Below are 17,253 nucleotides of genomic sequence, written 5' to 3' on the forward strand. Positions count from 1 at the left end.
CCACCTTTATCACCAGTTCAATTGTTTGGGGTGTTATTTACCCCATGATAATCTAGACTCCAATAATTGGAGACCACACGTTATTCTAGATTACCTTTTAAAATTAAAATTAAACTCATTCCTATTAATGAACAAGATAATAAAGTAATAACAAAAAATAATGGATTATTTATAAAGAAAATTGTAAAGATTCCACCATGTGGAAATAATTGACTACATCCAAAGTATGCAGATAATCCACCTGCTAAAGCTGAAGCAATAATACAAGGCAAATGAATTCCCTTTCTATCCTTACGCATAAAAGGAATAGCTTCCTCACTCACAAAACATAATCCTTTAATCATACAATGCCACTTTCCTTTAACTTCATCATCTTGATAAAGATTAGATGATGTAACCATTGAAAGACCAATCATGATTGGTGGAATCATTCCTGCAACCATCACTGCTGACATTATTTCACCATGTTTATAAAATATACTTGCAATACCAATAGAATATGCAATTTTATTAACTGGTCCACCCATATCAATTGACATCATTGCTCCTAAGATTGTACATCCTCCAATCAAAAGAATTGGATTAATTTCTGGGACTGTTTGAGCAACACCATAATACCTTGATGAAAATCCTAATATTAAATAGATACCACACATTATGAATGTTCCTATTATTGGTAACAGTAAATTTGGAATTATACTTTCTATAACCTCAGGTAAAAATGAAAATAACTTTTTAAGTAATAAAATAACATATCCTGCTACAAAACCAACAATAACACTTTCGATAAAATTCATGTTGAATAAAGTCAATCCAGTTATAAAGGCAACATAGAACGCTGGTCTATCACTGATACTATCTGCAATATATGCACTTAATAAACATAGTATAAATAAGTTTCCTATTGATGAAGTACTGACTATAATTCTTACAAATTCACTTAATGATACTCCTGGAGCAACACCTTCATAAACCACTTGACTATTTATAAGTAGATCAGGAAATTTATCATTAATAAATATAGTAATAAATGTAAAAATACCATAAATCATTAATAAAGGAATAATCTGTGAAATACCATTCATAAAATGTCTATAAATAATAACTAATGGATTATTGTTCTTAAAAAACTTACTAAATTTTTTAGTACTTTCAACTGTTTCCTTAACACCTTCACCACTCGTTGCTTTTTCCAAAAGTTCTTTTGCTTCATGTATTCCTTTTGCGACAGGAACCTTAATAATAGGTTTCTTTGAAAATCTTTTCATCTCAACTTTTTTATCAGCTGCTACAATGACACATTTTGCATTTTGAATATCCTCATCAGTTAATTTATTCTTAACACCACTTGCACCATTGGTTTCTACCTTAATTCTAATTCCAAGTTGCTTTGCTGTATCTTCTAAAGCCTTAGCCGCCATATATGTATGAGCTATTCCTGTCGGACAAGCTGTGACTGCAACAACATCATAATAATTATCATTTTCTTGTTCTTTTTCTTCCTGCATATCTGCAGTTAATATTTGAATAAATTCTAATGGGGTTGTTACATTTAATAATTTTTCAACTGTTTTCTTATCCATTAAAATTTGTGATAACTGTGCTAGTATTTCTAAATGTTGTGTTCCACCATCTTTGTTTACTGCAATCATAAAGAATATTTTAGCTGGTTTTTGATCCAATGAATCAAAATCAACACCTTCTTTATCAACCATTGCAACTAATGACGGATAATTAACGCTGTTATCTTGGGCATGAGGAATAGCTATCATATTGCCTACTCCAGTTGAAGATAATGATTCTCTAGCAAGTATTGCTTTCTTATATTCTTCTTTGTTATTGATATGTCCACATTGGTAATGTAAATCAATAAGTTTATCTATAGCTTCTTCTTTAGTCTGACTATGTTGATTAAGAATTATACTATCTTCTTTTAAAAGGTCTCTAATATTCATATTCTACCTCTTTAATTTCTTGTAATAATTTTTCAACTTCACTCGCAGTTGCTAAATTTTCAGAAAAAGCACTTGCACTTCCTGTTGCAACTCCCATTCTAAACGCTTGTACGTAGTCTTTTGTTTTCTCATAACCTGCTACAAAACCAGCAACCATTGAATCTCCTGCTCCAACAGAATTTTTTACTTGGCCTTTAGGTGCATTACTGAAATAAACTTTTCCATTCTCACAAATAAATAATGCCCCATCTCCTGCCATTGATATTAAAACATTTTTAGCACCCATTTCTTGTAATTTTTTTGCATACTTTACAATATCCTGAGTTCCAAAAAGTTTCACGTGAAACATTTCAGCTAATTCATGATTGTTTGGTTTAATTACAAATGGTTTATGTTTTAATACTTTCATTAACAAATCACCTGTAGCATCAACTACAATTTCAATATTCTTATCAGTAAGTTTTTCCATGATTTCACTATAAATATCATCTGATAAACATTTAGGTATACTTCCTGAAAGAATGAGAATATCCCCTGCTTGTAAACAAGATAACTTATTGTATAGTTTATCAATGTGTTCCTTATTAATCATTGGACCATTTCCATTGACTTCACTTTCTTCATCACTTTTCAATTTAAAATTAATACGTGAATAGCCATTTTCAACATCAATAAAGTCACATTGTACCCCAAAATCATTTGTCACTCTATTTTCTATTTCTTTTCCTGTAAAACCAGCAATAAATCCCAATGCTGTACTATCTATTCCTAGATTATGTAAAACAATAGATACATTAATCCCTTTACCACCTGGTAAAAGATATTCTTGGCTTGTTCTATTAACTGTTCCTAATTTAAAATGATCAACCGAAACCATATAATCTATTGATGGATTAAATGTTATTGTATAAATCATATCATATTCCCTCCTAACTCATCTAATCTTATTATACTTGATTCTAAATTAAAAATGAATATATTTCTATATTCATTTTTGATGATATTCTTGATATACAACGTTCTTAGATACATTACGTTGTTTAGCAACTTCTTTTATAGCATCTTTTGTTGACATACCCTTTTCAATATATTCATTAACATGTTCTTCAATACTCTGTTCAAAAACAATATCTTCTTCAACTTCCGTTGCACCTTCAACAACAATGACCATTTCACCTTTCATATCATCAACAACTGCTAGAATTTCTTCAATTGTTCCCCTATTTATTTCCTCATGCTTTTTTGTAATCTCACGGCATAAAGCAATATGACGATTACCAAAGATATCTAACATTAATTTTAATGTTTTCTTGATTCTATGAGGAGCTTCATAGAAAACAATTGTTTCTTGATATTTTTTTAAAAGTTCTAGTTCCTTCTTCTTCTTTTTATCTTGATGATCTAAAAATCCATAAAAAAGGAATGGTTGAGGTGCAATACCAGAGACAACCAAAGCATTTAAACATGCATTTGCTCCAGAAATAGGTACAATATTAATATCTTTAGTTATTGCCGCTTTAACTAATTCATAACCCGGATCACTAATTGCAGGATATCCAGCATCACTTACTAAAGCTATATCATTTCCTTCTTCTAACAATTGAATAATCTTTGGTATTGAAGTTACTAGATTATGTTCATGATGAGAAATAAGCTTTGTATCTATCTCAAAATGGTTTAATAATTTAACAGTATTTCTTGTATCTTCTGCCGCAATAAAATTAACATTTTTCAATGTTTCAACAGCCCGATATGTCATTTCACTTAAATTCCCTATCGGTGTTGCTACAAGATATAATGTTGGTTTTTCATTTTCAAAACTCTTTTGTCTATTCATGTTCATCTTCTCCAAACATTTTTCTTACTTCAGCACTATAGCTTCCATCATCTTCATGCGCATATAATGGTGCTTCAATTTTTACGCCTTTATTTCCTTTATACATTCCTTCAATAAGAAAGATATGAGAATCTTTTCCTACTTTTGGATAAACAAAACGTATTCTTTTTGGTTCAATATCATACTTTTGCATACAATTAATAATTTCAATCATCCGATCTGGTCTATGAACCATCGCAAAACGACCTTTATTATCTAAAATTGCAGCAGCACTTTGAACAATTTCTTCTAAATTAATTTTAATCTCATGACGAGCAATTTGTAAATATTCATTGTCATTAAGATTACTACGTTCTCCCACTTTAAAAAAAGGTGGATTACAAACAACCAATTTTACTTTCTTTTGTTCTTTAACATAATCTTTAATATCACTATGTACAATCTCTATTTGATCTCCCAACTGATTTAACTCGACATTTTTAATTGCTAAATCAACAGCATCTTTTTGGATTTCAACACCAATAATCTTTTTATCAGTTCTTCTACTTAATAGTAAAGGAATTGCTGCATTATTTGTACCAAAATCAACAATTGCATTTAAATCTTTATTAATTGTACAAAAGTGTGCTAATAAAACAGTATCCAAAGAAAAGTTAAACATATCTTTTCTTTGGATAATTTTCATGTTCTCATAAGCTAATAAATAATTAGTGACCTCGTTGTTCATGTTTATGATCCTTTGGTGGCAATATTTTAATTTCATTTAAAGATACAAAAGAAACATTTCCATCATGTTCAATTTTAACTAAATCACTTATCACATTTAATCCTGTTACTTTAACAATTTTATCTTCATATTTTACCCGTGTTCCAATTTTAGGGAATCTTTGTTTTTCAGCAGTATAGATATCGTCCTCATATTTCAAGCAGCATAATAAACGACCACATGCTCCTGAAATTTTATCAATATTAATTGCTAACATTTGATTTTTAGCCATATTAATTGAGACACCATCAAATTCTCCTAAGAATGATGAACAACATAATGGTAATCCACAAGAACCTAAACCTCCAACAATCTTTGATTTATCTCTTGGTCCAATTTGTCTTAATTCAATACGACACTTAAACACACTTGCTAATTCTTTTAATAACTCTCTAAAATCAACACGACTTTCTGAAGTATACATAAAAATGACTTTTGACGCATCTAATGTATATTCGCAATTGACTAAACGCATATCTAAATCATACTGACTAACAATTTTTTTACAGATTTCTAATGATTTTGCAGCTTTTGTTTTATTAAACTCATATAAATCCAAATCAGCACGATTAGCTCGTCTTTTAACTCTTTTAAGCTCAGTATCAAGTTTAAACTCATCAATATTTTTTAAATCAGTAATAAGTTCACCTAATTCTAACCCTCTAACTGTTTCAACAACAACTTTATCTCCTTTATGTACATCTAAATCAGTAGAAAAATAATACGACTTCCCTACATTATTAAAACGTATCAGAGCTAACTTTTCTTCCATAAAGTCTCCTTTCTATAATTTATACATCAAACTATCCATTAATAACATAACATTTGCATTTGTACTTAATAGATATTCTGTATTCAATATCAAATCAATTTTCTCTACTAATTGATTTTCATCTTCTTCTATTCTATCATACAATCCTTTATAAGATGGATAAGTAAGATTCATAGAATGTTTCACGTGAAACAAATCTCTTAATCCTAGAACAAGCATATTTAAAAATAATTGAATCTTATCCTTTTCTTTAAAGTCCTTCATTAAATGAGTTTCAACATTAATTACAAGATTTTCTCTATGCAGATATAAATCTTCAATAAAATGATAAACTTCTAATTTCAATTTATCAAACACTTCTGATTCAATATATTGCTGACAATCTTCATATGTATCAAATAATTCAGATAGAATATTAATATCATCTTCAGATAGATCATCTTTTTTTAACTGTTCTCTTAAAAACAACTTAGAACCTGGCAACAATTGAATAACTTGACATCGTGATTGAATTGTTGGCAATACTCTATTTAAGTTTTGACAAGTAAATATTGCATATACTCCAGCTATAGGTTCTTCAAGAACTTTTAATAAACTATTCATAGCTTCAACTGTAGAATTTTCAATATTTTCCATTAAATATATTTTTGCTTTACCTTCCATTGAAGATTTAGCAAATTGTTCTTGAATATATTCAACAATTCCTTTTTTGATTGTTTCATCTTTCCCATTAGCATAAATAAAATCTGCATATTTATGTTCATCTATTTTTTGGCAATCAATACATTCATTACATGCAAGATCATCATTTTCACAAATTAAACTCTTTGCGATATAATGAGCAGCTATACTACTATTCTTACCAACTAATAAAAAAGCATGAGGTATCTTTTGACTTTGAAAACTTTTTTTTAATATTTGATATAGAATTGGCTGTTCTTGTTTTAATTGATCTTGATAACTCATAAGACTTCTCTAATCTTTTCTAAGACTTGTTGAAAAACTCCATCAATATCTAAACTTGCATCAATTTTCACTATACGATCTTTAAATTCATCACATATAGATAAATAACCATCATATACTTTTTGATGAAATTCAATTGTTTCCAAATCAAGTCTATTAATTTCACGATCTTTATTTGCATAAACTCTTTTCAAGCCTTCTTCAGGTTTAATATCAAAAAAGATTGTACGTTTTGGTAAAATATTTTCTGTTGCAAACAAATTCATTTCATAAACTTCTTTGATTCCAATACCTCGTGCAATTCCTTGATAAACCATTGAACTATCAACAAATCGATCACAAATAACAATTTCATTTCGTTCTAAAGCTGGAATGACCTTTTCAACTAAATGTTGACGACGACTTGCTGCATATAACAATGCCTCAGTCTTTCTATCCATATTAGTATATTTGACATCATGAATGATATCTCTAATTTTTTCAGCTATCTCTACTCCACCAGGTTCTCTAGTTAAAGTCACCTGATATCCTTCTTTATCTAATGCTTCTTTGATTAAAGCAGCAATTGTTGTTTTACCACTGCCTTCTCCACCTTCAAAAGTAATAAATACTCCTGGCACTTATAACACCTCATTTCATACTCTATTATATAAAAATTTGGTTGAGATATAAAGCATTATTTCTTAATTTGACTAAAGGATATATTTTAAGACAATACAAAGAGCAACACCAAAGATATCAAAACATGAAATCATAAAAATGTTAAAAATATTTAATGACAATGTTATATGTGTTATTGCTTCAAATGTATTAAAAACAAATATAAAAATTGTTGCTATAAGCAATCTTATAAATACTTTAGTTAACTTATACAAAAAAATCACCTCATTTATTATATGAGATGATTTATATTTTCTTTCTTCCTTCTAATGATTTTAATAAAGTTAATTCGTCAGCATAATCTAGATTACTTCCTATTGGTAATCCGTTTGCTATTCTGGTTGCTGGAATATTTTGTTTAGCTAGAAGTTTAGCTAAGAATAAAGCTGTTGTTTCTCCTTCTCTTGTAGGATTTGTTGCAATGATAACTTCTTTAATATTATCATTTAATCTTTCAAATAAACTATTAATATTTAAATCTTCAATAGTTTTACCATCCATAATAGACATTGTTCCATGTAAAACATGATAAAGACCATGATATTCTTTTAACTTTTCCATCGCAAATACATCTTTAGGTGATTCAACAACACAGATTGTCGTTTGATCACGAGTTGTATCTTGGCAAATATCACAAACTTCACCTTCACATATATGTCCACAAATCTTACAATATTGAATATTGGTTTTAAAATCAATCAATGCTTCAGAAAATCTTTGAACTTGTTGCTCATCCATAGATAAAACATGATAAGCCATACGTTCAGCACCTTTGTTTCCTATTCCAGGTAACATCTTAAAACATTCAACAAGTTCTTCAAAACAAGCTGGATAATTCATTAGATAAACGCAGATACATCAACACCATTAGTAACTTTATTTAATGTATCTTCCCTTTCTTTATTGATTTTATCAATCATTTGATTAATAGTTACCATTAACAAATCTTCAACATCTTCTTGATTATCTGTATTAAACATAGTTTGATCGATATGTAATTCAATAATTGAAAGATTTCCTTTCATCTTACCAGTAATAATATTATTTTGAGAAACAATGTCAAATTCTCTTTCATCAAATTCCTTCTTTATTTTATTAACCTTTCTTTGCATTTGTTGGGCTTGTTGTACTAAATTTGCAAAATTCATTTCTTAATCCTCCTTAAATTCAACAATATCTCCAAATAATTTTAAAGCAAACTCTTGTGCCTCATTTAAATCAACATAATCTAAATCGTGTGAGTCTATATGTTTTAAAGTCAATTCATGTGGTTGTGGCAATTGACCTTTTTTCTTTAATTCAATAAAATGACTACGTATTTTTAACCAATCATCTTGTTGAACAGCAATAAATCGATATTCCTGTCCTAATATCTCAGTTAAAAATGAACTTAATTGTTTATAGTTCTTATAATAGTTAACAGCATTCACTGCAGGTTGAAATTCAAATGAAATAATCAATCCACCTGGACAAGCGGCAACTGCTGCACCATCACAAAGCATACCAGCACTTTTAGCAGTATTGAGATTAGCTAAATAACGCTTAATAATTGGCCATCTTTCTTGAATATTTTCCAGTATTTCACGTTTAGCTTGAACTAATATATTCATGATATCATCTGGATCTATCTGAATATTTTCATCTACTTGTGATTGAACTTCTTCTTTTTGTTCAAATTCAAATGTAGGAATTTCTTCTTGTTCAATTTCCTCTTGTTCTAAGATTGGTTCAGGGATAACTTCCTCTTGAATAGAATCATCTATTATTTCTTCTGCAAGTATTTCCTCAACCGGTTCTTCAATTGGTTCAGATGCTTGAATTTCAGCAACTTTAGGTATTTCCTGTATTGGAGATTCTACCTTTGGAACAGCAACTGTTTCAACATGAATCACTTTTTCATCTTTAATCTGATTACATATTTTTAAAATAGCTAATTCAAAATAAATAGATGGATTAATAACTTTAGAATATTTTTCACTAGCTTCCATCAATATATCTATAAATGTTAAAGCTTCTTCACAAGTTATATATGGCACAATCATGTCTAAATAAAATTTTGATAGAACAAATAAAATAGATTCATCTTGGGTATTACGATAAATAACAATATCTTTTAAAATATCAACTAAATCAAGAGTTAATCTTTTAATATCAATCCCATTCATTTTCATTTCTTCAAGCATTGAAAGAGATTTTTTCATATCTTTAGAAAGTAATATTTTAATAAAATCAATTTTATTTTCTAATGAAACAATTCCATAGATTTGATTAACATCTTGAATAGTTAAATGTTGATCATTAAAAGCTAAACATTGTTCAAGTATTGATAATGCATCACGCATTCCACCATCAGCTAATTTAGCAATCATTTCTAAAGCTTCATCATCACATTGATAATGTTCTTCAGTAATGACTTTCTTCATTCTATTAACAATATCCAACATACTCAATTTAGTAAAATCAAATCTTTGACATCTTGAAATAATAGTTGGAAGTATTTTGTGTGGTTCAGTTGTTGCTAAAATAAAAACAACATGTGCTGGTGGTTCTTCTAAGGTTTTTAATAACGCATTAAAAGCACCTGTAGACATCATATGAACCTCATCTATAATATAAACTTTATATTTCCCTTGAGTTGGTGCATATTTAACCTTTTCAATTAAACTTCTGACTTCATCAACACCATTATTACTTGCTGCATCTATTTCAATAACATCAGGATGTGATCCTAAAGTAATTTCTTTACAATTCTCACATTCATCACATGGTTTGATATCACCAGTACAGTTAATTGCCTTAGCAAGTAATTTAGCAATTGTCGTTTTTCCAGTTCCTCTTGGTCCACAGAATAAATATGCATGAGCAATTTTATTTTCTTCTACTGCGTGACGAAGCGTTGTAATAATATGTTCTTGCCCTGCAACATCTTCAAAACGTTGCGGACGGTAAACTCTATATAATGTTTTGTATGCCATATAATCAACTCCTTGCTCAATTATAACATATTTTACGATAATAAAAAGATATCTAAAGATATCTTTTAACTATTATCAGCAATAAGCATTAAAATATCTAAAAAAACATTAATGAAATCTAAATATAATAACAATGCTCCCTTCATTGCTTGGCTTTCTAATTCTTCTGGTAGACATTCTTCATAGATTCTTTGTATTGTTTTCATATCATAAAGAATCAATCCAGTAAAAATAATAAGATCAAGAATGACAATAATATGATAATAAATTGGAACATTCATAAATAATAAAATAATATATCCAATTAATAACATAGGTAAAGCTGCTTGACAAACTTTTCCCATCGTTAAAAAATTTGTTTTTGAATATTTTACAATTGTATAAAGTAAACCAAAATAAGCACATGTTAATGCAAAAGCTATAATAACAGCTCCAGGAGCAGTAAAATTTATCCATAATGATAATGAAATACCATTAAGAATTGAATATATATAATAATACTTTTTAGCTGATTGATTTGATAATTGTGTCAATCTCTTAACTAAAAAATAAACCATAAAAACTTCTATAATACTTGAAAGAATTAATAATGATAAATATATTCCATCTATAATAAATGGAATAACAATCATAACCATAAAAATAGATGATACAGTTGTTAATCCAATACCTATAAGAACCCATTTTAATAAAGTTAATAGAAATTGCTGATATGATAATTTTTGTTGATTCCCGCTATAATCCATACTATTCATCTCCTAAAAACATTATATATATCTTTTATAAAATGAATATTAACAACTTATGGACTTTTTATGAACGATTTCTTTTAGTTTTAAAATAATCTGATAATAATAAACTACACTTTTCTTCTAATATACCTGAAACAATAGTTGGATAATGATTAAATTTATGATACTGAAGATATTCAGAAATACCATGCCAACGTTGACCAACGGCACCAAAAACAACTTTATCAATACGACTTTGTATGATTGCACCACTACACATAATACAAGGTTCAAGTGTAGAATATAAAATACAGTCATCTAGATGCCATGTTCCTAATTTCTGACAAGCTTGTCGAATCGCTAACATTTCTGCATGCGCAGTAACATCATGCAATGTTTCTTTTTGATTAAAAGCTCGAGCTATAACTTCATTATCTTTTACAATAATAGCACCAATTGGAACTTCATCTATTTCTTTTGCTTTGATTGCCTGCTGATATGCCAACTCCATATATTTCTCATCATCCATATTGTTTTTCTCCTTTGAAAAAAGCCACTACACATAAACGGACATTCTTAATGCTGCTACCTTCCGGTCCTGACATGGTTCGAAGCCGCCTATTGTAATGGCAAAATCTATTATATCATATTTCATCAACAAATCAATAAGCTAATTTATTCTTTTTCATAAACATTTCATAATCTTTATTCCATTGTTCATAATGTGGGTCATGACGATAGTCATTTAATGTATAATTGTCTTTTAAATACTGTCCTATATACTTAGTCATTTTTGTTGCCCCACTATAATTTAAATGATTACCACCATCACGGGTATCTGTCATCCAATTAAAGCCTGTATTATATTGATCAGTATTAAAATCTATAAATGGAATTTGATAACGGTTAGCGACTTTTTCGATTGTTTGATGTCTTTTTAAAGTTGCTGTAGTTGCTGATGGATACCATACTAATAGAACTTTTGTTTGATGATCACTAGCTAATTGCATAAATTTATCTAAATATAATTGAGTTGTTACTGATAAAGCAGAAGAACGATTTTCTTTCATATATTTATATCCTGTGGGATGTGATTGAATATTGTTATGGTAAATATAACCTTTAGAAATCATTCTATCCTTATATTTAACTTTTAAATTCTTAAAATCTTTATGACTCATACTTTTCCAACGACTATGATATTCAAATAAAGGAAAATTATATTTTAACACATTATTAATTACTTCATCCAAATCATCAGCATCACCTTTAGAAAATAATTCATCCACCTCTAAAATAACAACTTCAGGTCTTTGATTCTTATAGACTTCTTTTAACAAATAATAAGCACTAAAAATATTTTGTGATGGTTCTCCTGAAACATATGCAGTTATTCCATGATTATTCCATAACTGCAAAGGATTCATGGCACTATACAAGTCACTATTACCAATAGCTAAAACCTCAATTGAATGAGCTTTCTCACCATAAAATCCTCTTGCATTTTCATATTTAATTCCACTTCTTTTATTGTTGTTTTTAGGTAAAAATATAGGAGATAAACAATTTAACAAAACAACACAAATCAATAAAAAGATAACAATTTTAGATATTTCTTTTAAACGATTATTTAGATTATTGCTTTTATCCATTATTTACACCTCCTAAAACTGTGCATAGATAAAACTAACAATATCATACCCTCTACCATAAGCACCAAATATAATAACAACAAATAAACTTGTTAAATAAAAACTCCATCTAGGTACAATATTCCATTTACTAATACTTTCTCTAATATGAATCCCTTTTTCTTTAATTAAACTCATAATAAAAACAACAAGTGTTCCAATTAATATAATACTAACATCTGCTACACTTAATCCCAAATGTGCAATAACACTCAAATCTAAATGAAAGTTTTGAAAACAAGATATAAACATATGATATGCTGCTGATAATGTATCAGCTCTAAAAATAAGCATACCTATATTAACAATGAAAACAGTTCTCAATATCTGAAAAAATTTAAAATAAGTTTTTTCTTTTTGAATATGTAATGCCTCTAATATTTTATGAAACACAGGTTCCATAAACATTCCAATAACCATTAAAATATAATAATACATTCCATACATGACATATTTCATACTTGCCCCATGCCATAGTCCATTACAAATCCAAACAAAAAATAAAGCTGTTGTTGCTGGTAATAACTTAGAAAAATACTCATTACAATGATTTTTTACAAAATGATTAAATTTCTTAAAAGCTCCAGATAAAGAAACACTATAAAAAACATAATCTCTTAACCATGCTCCTAAAGTGATATGCCATTTTTGCCAAAATTCATTAATACTCTTAGAAAAGAATGGCTGTTTAAAGTTTTCTGGTAATTCTACACTAAAGATTTGTGCACTACCTCTTACAATATCCATAGCTCCTGAAAACTCTGTATAAAGTTGAATTGTATAAAAAATAATTGCAATAACAACACTTAATCCTGAAAATTTCATATAATCATTAAAAACATAATTAACTAACATATTAGCTCTATCAGCAATCACAATCTTTTTAAACATACCCCATAAAATTAACTGACATCCTTGTGTTAAATTAACATAATTAAATTCATGTCCTTCATATAATTGATAAGCAACTTGATCATATCTTGTAATCGGACCTTCAACAATTGTTGGAAAGAAAGTTAAATATAACGAAACTCTACCAAAATGATAATCTGCTTTATATTTTCCTCTATAAACATCAATAACATAACTTACTGCTTGTAATGTATAGAAGGAAATACCTAATGGTAAAAAGAGTTTTAACATTGGAATTTCCATATGTAATTGATTGAATAGAGTAATATTAAGAACATCAGCAAAGAAATTAAAATACTTTAAGAATACTAATGTTCCAACATTAATCAATAACATCAAAACAATAACCATTTTCTTTTGCCATAATATCTTTTCTTTAAATTCTTTCTTTTGTTGTCTATCCATTAATTTTTTAACACTGGTAAATAACTCATTAATTTTATCTATCCATATAGCACCTAAATAAGCAGATAATGATGTTAATAATATAAAGACAATTAACCAAATACGACTAGCTGCCATATAATAAATATAACTTGCTGCTAATAGAACCGTCCATTTATACTTTTTAGGAAAGATTGTATACAACAAAAATGTCATTCCTAAAAATAGAACTAAATAGACATAAGATGTATAAACCATAACTAATCTTCTTGTAAACGTGTAATTAAAGCATACATTGCTTCAATAGATTGAAAATTTTCAGGTAATATATCTAGTGGTGTTATTTCAATATCAAACTCATCATTTAATTCAACAGTTAAATTCATAACATCTAAAGAATCTAAAATTCTATCATCAATTAAATTCTTTTCATTTTCAAAATCAACCCCTGGTTTTAATCCTTTTAAAATATCTAATAATTCTTCCATTCTTATTTCCTCCTTAATCTTCATAATGGTTCTTTAACCATTTTCTATCAATTTTTCCATTTTGATTATATGGCATGATTTTCTTTTTAATAATAACATTAGGATACATATAGCTTGGAATTTTATTCTTAATTCCTTCCATTATCTCTTGGTCATTCATCTTACCAGTATAAATCAAAACAATCTTATCTTTTCCTTCATCAAAAATAACAGCACAAGCTTGAATTTTTTCTAATGCATTAACAGCTGCCTCTATTTCTCCTAATTCAATACGATATCCCATATGTTTAATTTGAAAATCTTTACGTGTTATATAAATCAATTCATCAAATTCATTATATTTCACTAAATCTCCAGTTCGATATATAATTTCAGGATATGCCTGATTCAAAGGATTTTGCATAAATGCTTCTTTCGTCTTTTCCTCATTATTATAATAACCTAAAGCTAAAAATGAACCTCGGACGCAAAGCTCTCCTTCACTATGATCAGTCACTTCTTGATTATTTTCATCTAATAAAAAGACATCACAATTATTACAAGCTTTACCTATTGGTAAAACTTCATCATCTTTAAATTCTCTATCAACGATATAATAAGTACAAATATCAGTTGTTTCTGTTGGTCCAAATAAATTAGCATACATGGCATCAGGAATTTTCTTTATCCAGTAATTTAATTGTTTTGTTGGCATAACTTCTCCAGCAAATAAGACTTTATTCACATACTCTAATGCTAAATAATCTAATACTTTAAGATTAGCAATGATACATAAAGCAGATGGAACCCAATAAATGGTATTTACTTTCTTTTCATTCATATATTCTATTAATTTAATAGGAAATGAAAATAACTTTTTCGGCAAAATATGAAGTGTTGCTCCAGAGATAATAGTGCTAAAGACATCAGAAACTGACATACTAAAATAAAATGGTGTTTGACTTCCAAATTGAGTTTCTTCATTAATATCAAATGTGTCTTTATACCATGAAGCATAATTTATAACATTGCGATGAGAAACAACTGCGCCTTTAGGTACACCTGTTGAACCAGATGTAAATAAAGCATAGAGTGGATCTGTATCTATCATTTGATTTCTAACTTGATCTAATGCAACTTGATTAATTTTAGTAGTCATTAAATCTTCGTAAAAATAGACTTTATGATGTAAACTTAATGCTAATTCTTGATGTGCATAATCAGAAATTAAAGCAATTGGTTCCAAAGTTTCAAATATTTTTTCAATTCTATCTTTTGGCATATAACAATCAATAACAACGTAAAAATTTCCACTATAAACAACCCCAAAGAATCCAGTTAAACTTTCTACGTTTTTATCCATTAAAACTGCTATAGGTTTTCGCTTTGCTTTTAATTCTAACAATGCTGTTCCTATCTTTTTAGAACATTCTACACAACTTCCATAAGTCATTTCATGATTTTCATCAGTAAATGCAACTTTTGTAAAATATTGTTGTGCTGATTTTTCTAAATATTCAAGAATATTCTTCATAAAATATCCCCTTCCTTCTTTTTCTTACACATTTTAACAAATTATTATGGATAACCTATGAAAAATATGTGTAATTTTTGTGTATATAAAACGAAAGATTTTTTAAAGAAAAAAAATGAGTCTTTCGACTCATTTTAAGAAATTTTATCTTTTCCACCCATATATGGACGTAAAACTTCAGGAATACTAATTGTTCCATCTTCATTATAATTATTTTCAATGAATGCTATTAATGCTCTGGTACTAGCAAGTACTGTATTATTAAGTGTAGCTACATAATATGTTCCTTGTTCACCTTTTGTACGAATACCTAAACGTCTTGCTTGAGCATCTCCTAAAGTAGAACATGATCCAACTTCAAAATATTTTTGTTGACGAGGAGACCATGCTTCAACATCACAAGATTTTTCTTTTAAATCAGCTAAATCACCACTACAACATTCAAGTGTTCTCACTGGAATATCTAGGCTTCTAAATAATTCTACTGTATATGACCACATCTTATCATACCATTCCATAGCATTTTCAGGTTTACATAAAACAACCATTTCTTGTTTTTCAAATTGATGAACACGATAAATACCACGTTCTTCAATACCATGAGCTCCAACTTCTTTTCTAAAACATGGAGAATAAGAAGTCATTGTAATAGGTAAATCTTCTTCTTTAACAATTTGATCTTTAAATTTACCAATCATACTATGTTCACTAGTACCGATTAAATATAAATCTTCTCCTTCAATTTTATACATCATTGCATCCATTTCTTCAAAAGACATAACACCAGTCACAACATCACTTCTAATCATAAATGGTGGGATACAATAAGTAAATCCTTTATCAATCATAAAATCTCTAGCATAAGAAATCATAGCTGAAGATAAACGAGCAATATCTCCCATTAAATAATAGAATCCATTACCACTTGTTCTACCACTTGCATCCTTATCTAATCCATTAAACTTAGCAATAATATCAGCATGATAAGGAATTTCATAATCAGGTACAACTGGTTCGCCATATTTTTGAATTTCTACATTTTCACTATCATCTTTACCAACTGGAACAGAAGGATCAATAAAGTTAGGAATTTTCATCATAACTTCTTTTAATTTAGATCCAAGTTCAGCTTCTTTTTCTTCTAATTGTTTTAAAGTTTCAGCCATTTCACTGACTTTTTTCTTATTAGCTTCAGCTAATTCTTTTTTTCCTTCACGCATAAATTGTCCAATTTCTTTTGATAATTTATTACGCATAGCACGAAGTTCACTTGCTTTTGTTAGTGTTTCACGATAAAGCTTATCTAATTGTGCAGCTTCATCAACTAAATGTAAACGATCATGTTGGAACTTCTTTTTCATGTTTTCTTTCACTGCTTCAGGATTTTCTCTTAATTTTGCAATATCAATCATCTTTCATTCTCCTTTTCTTGATAAAATAAAAACACCATTACAAGGGACGAATATATCGTGGTGCCACCCTATTTCATATCTATCTGATATCTTTATATGAGATAACGGATCATCCGGAAGTGATTAGCTTCTCTTGTTGGTAGATTTCAATATGTCATCATGCTGATTTACACCATCCATCAGCTCTCTTT

The 17,253-nt window shown here is 28.4% G+C and carries 18 protein-coding genes, 1 other RNA gene and 1 other annotated feature (1 of these 20 only partly in view); all 19 genes read right to left on the reverse strand.

Annotated features, from left to right (window positions below):
- Positions 1-80: 80 nt before the first annotated feature.
- The 19 genes from EDD60_RS12145 to serS all read right to left on the reverse strand — a co-directional run bounded on the left by EDD60_RS12145 (position 81) and on the right by serS (position 17,062).
- Positions 81-1,955, reverse strand: coding sequence for a PTS fructose transporter subunit IIABC (locus EDD60_RS12145; protein ID WP_132226463.1), 1,875 nt, complete (start codon positions 1,953-1,955; stop codon positions 81-83).
- The gene (gene pfkB / locus EDD60_RS12150; RefSeq protein WP_066447080.1) at positions 1,945-2,871 is read right to left on the reverse strand and encodes a 1-phosphofructokinase; all 927 of its coding nucleotides are present in this window, start codon (positions 2,869-2,871) and stop codon (positions 1,945-1,947) included. Before pfkB ends, EDD60_RS12145 begins: the two co-directional genes overlap by 11 nt.
- A gap of 72 nt (positions 2,872-2,943) precedes the next feature.
- Positions 2,944-3,792 carry a 16S rRNA (cytidine(1402)-2'-O)-methyltransferase gene (gene rsmI, locus EDD60_RS12155; protein WP_066447084.1) on the reverse strand — a complete coding sequence of 283 codons (849 nt, stop codon included), beginning with the start codon at positions 3,790-3,792 and terminating at the stop codon, positions 2,944-2,946.
- Complete coding sequence (locus EDD60_RS12160; RefSeq protein WP_066447087.1) at positions 3,785-4,519, reverse strand: tRNA1(Val) (adenine(37)-N6)-methyltransferase; 735 nt, start codon at positions 4,517-4,519, stop codon at positions 3,785-3,787. Before EDD60_RS12160 ends, rsmI begins: the two co-directional genes overlap by 8 nt.
- On the reverse strand, positions 4,500-5,330 hold the full coding sequence (locus EDD60_RS12165; protein ID WP_066447090.1) for a PSP1 domain-containing protein: 831 nt from the start codon (positions 5,328-5,330) through the stop codon (positions 4,500-4,502). The genes EDD60_RS12160 and EDD60_RS12165 overlap by 20 nt, the downstream gene beginning before the upstream one ends.
- A 12-nt stretch (positions 5,331-5,342) precedes the next feature.
- On the reverse strand, positions 5,343-6,296 hold the full coding sequence (locus EDD60_RS12170; protein WP_066447094.1) for a hypothetical protein: 954 nt from the start codon (positions 6,294-6,296) through the stop codon (positions 5,343-5,345).
- Entirely contained in the window at positions 6,293-6,916 is a 624-nt protein-coding gene (gene tmk / locus EDD60_RS12175) for a dTMP kinase (RefSeq protein WP_066447096.1), read from the reverse strand. The genes EDD60_RS12170 and tmk overlap by 4 nt, the downstream gene beginning before the upstream one ends.
- 72 nt (positions 6,917-6,988) lie before the next feature.
- A complete protein-coding gene (locus EDD60_RS12180) occupies positions 6,989-7,180 on the reverse strand; it encodes a pro-sigmaK processing inhibitor BofA family protein (RefSeq protein WP_243646678.1) in 192 nt (63 codons plus the stop codon).
- A gap of 22 nt (positions 7,181-7,202) precedes the next feature.
- Positions 7,203-7,796: a recombination mediator RecR gene (gene recR / locus EDD60_RS12185; RefSeq protein ID WP_066447101.1), complete on the reverse strand. Its 594-nt coding sequence runs from the start codon at positions 7,794-7,796 to the stop codon at positions 7,203-7,205.
- A complete protein-coding gene (locus tag EDD60_RS12190) occupies positions 7,796-8,104 on the reverse strand; it encodes a YbaB/EbfC family nucleoid-associated protein (RefSeq protein WP_066447102.1) in 309 nt (102 codons plus the stop codon). Before EDD60_RS12190 ends, recR begins: the two co-directional genes overlap by 1 nt.
- A 3-nt stretch (positions 8,105-8,107) precedes the next feature.
- The gene (gene dnaX, locus EDD60_RS12195) at positions 8,108-9,931 is read right to left on the reverse strand and encodes a DNA polymerase III subunit gamma/tau (protein ID WP_066447103.1); all 1,824 of its coding nucleotides are present in this window, start codon (positions 9,929-9,931) and stop codon (positions 8,108-8,110) included.
- 65 nt (positions 9,932-9,996) lie between these two features.
- Entirely contained in the window at positions 9,997-10,677 is a 681-nt protein-coding gene (locus EDD60_RS12200; RefSeq protein WP_066447104.1) for a Bax inhibitor-1 family protein, read from the reverse strand.
- A gap of 67 nt (positions 10,678-10,744) precedes the next feature.
- Positions 10,745-11,191 carry a nucleoside deaminase gene (locus EDD60_RS12205; protein WP_066447111.1) on the reverse strand — a complete coding sequence of 149 codons (447 nt, stop codon included), beginning with the start codon at positions 11,189-11,191 and terminating at the stop codon, positions 10,745-10,747.
- Between the two features lie 17 nt (positions 11,192-11,208).
- Positions 11,209-11,296, reverse strand: an RNA gene (gene ffs, locus EDD60_RS12210) — signal recognition particle sRNA small type.
- Positions 11,297-11,324: 28 nt separating this feature from the next.
- A complete protein-coding gene (locus EDD60_RS12215) occupies positions 11,325-12,314 on the reverse strand; it encodes a hypothetical protein (protein WP_066447116.1) in 990 nt (329 codons plus the stop codon).
- A 12-nt stretch (positions 12,315-12,326) separates the two neighbouring features.
- Positions 12,327-13,907: an MBOAT family O-acyltransferase gene (locus EDD60_RS12220; protein WP_132226464.1), complete on the reverse strand. Its 1,581-nt coding sequence runs from the start codon at positions 13,905-13,907 to the stop codon at positions 12,327-12,329.
- A gap of 2 nt (positions 13,908-13,909) precedes the next feature.
- Complete coding sequence (locus EDD60_RS12225; protein ID WP_066447122.1) at positions 13,910-14,137, reverse strand: acyl carrier protein; 228 nt, start codon at positions 14,135-14,137, stop codon at positions 13,910-13,912.
- 13 nt (positions 14,138-14,150) lie between these two features.
- Positions 14,151-15,650 (reverse strand): amino acid adenylation domain-containing protein, encoded by a 1,500-nt coding sequence (locus EDD60_RS12230; protein WP_066447124.1) that lies wholly within the window; start codon positions 15,648-15,650, stop codon positions 14,151-14,153.
- 134 nt (positions 15,651-15,784) lie between these two features.
- Entirely contained in the window at positions 15,785-17,062 is a 1,278-nt protein-coding gene (gene serS / locus EDD60_RS12235) for a serine--tRNA ligase (protein ID WP_132226465.1), read from the reverse strand.
- Between the two features lie 39 nt (positions 17,063-17,101).
- Positions 17,102-17,253: a binding site (T-box leader), on the reverse strand (it continues 39 nt past the right edge of the window).

This window comes from Longibaculum muris (assembly GCF_004343035.1).
In the GTDB taxonomy this organism is placed as follows: domain Bacteria; phylum Bacillota_I; class Bacilli_A; order Erysipelotrichales; family Coprobacillaceae; genus Longibaculum; species Longibaculum muris.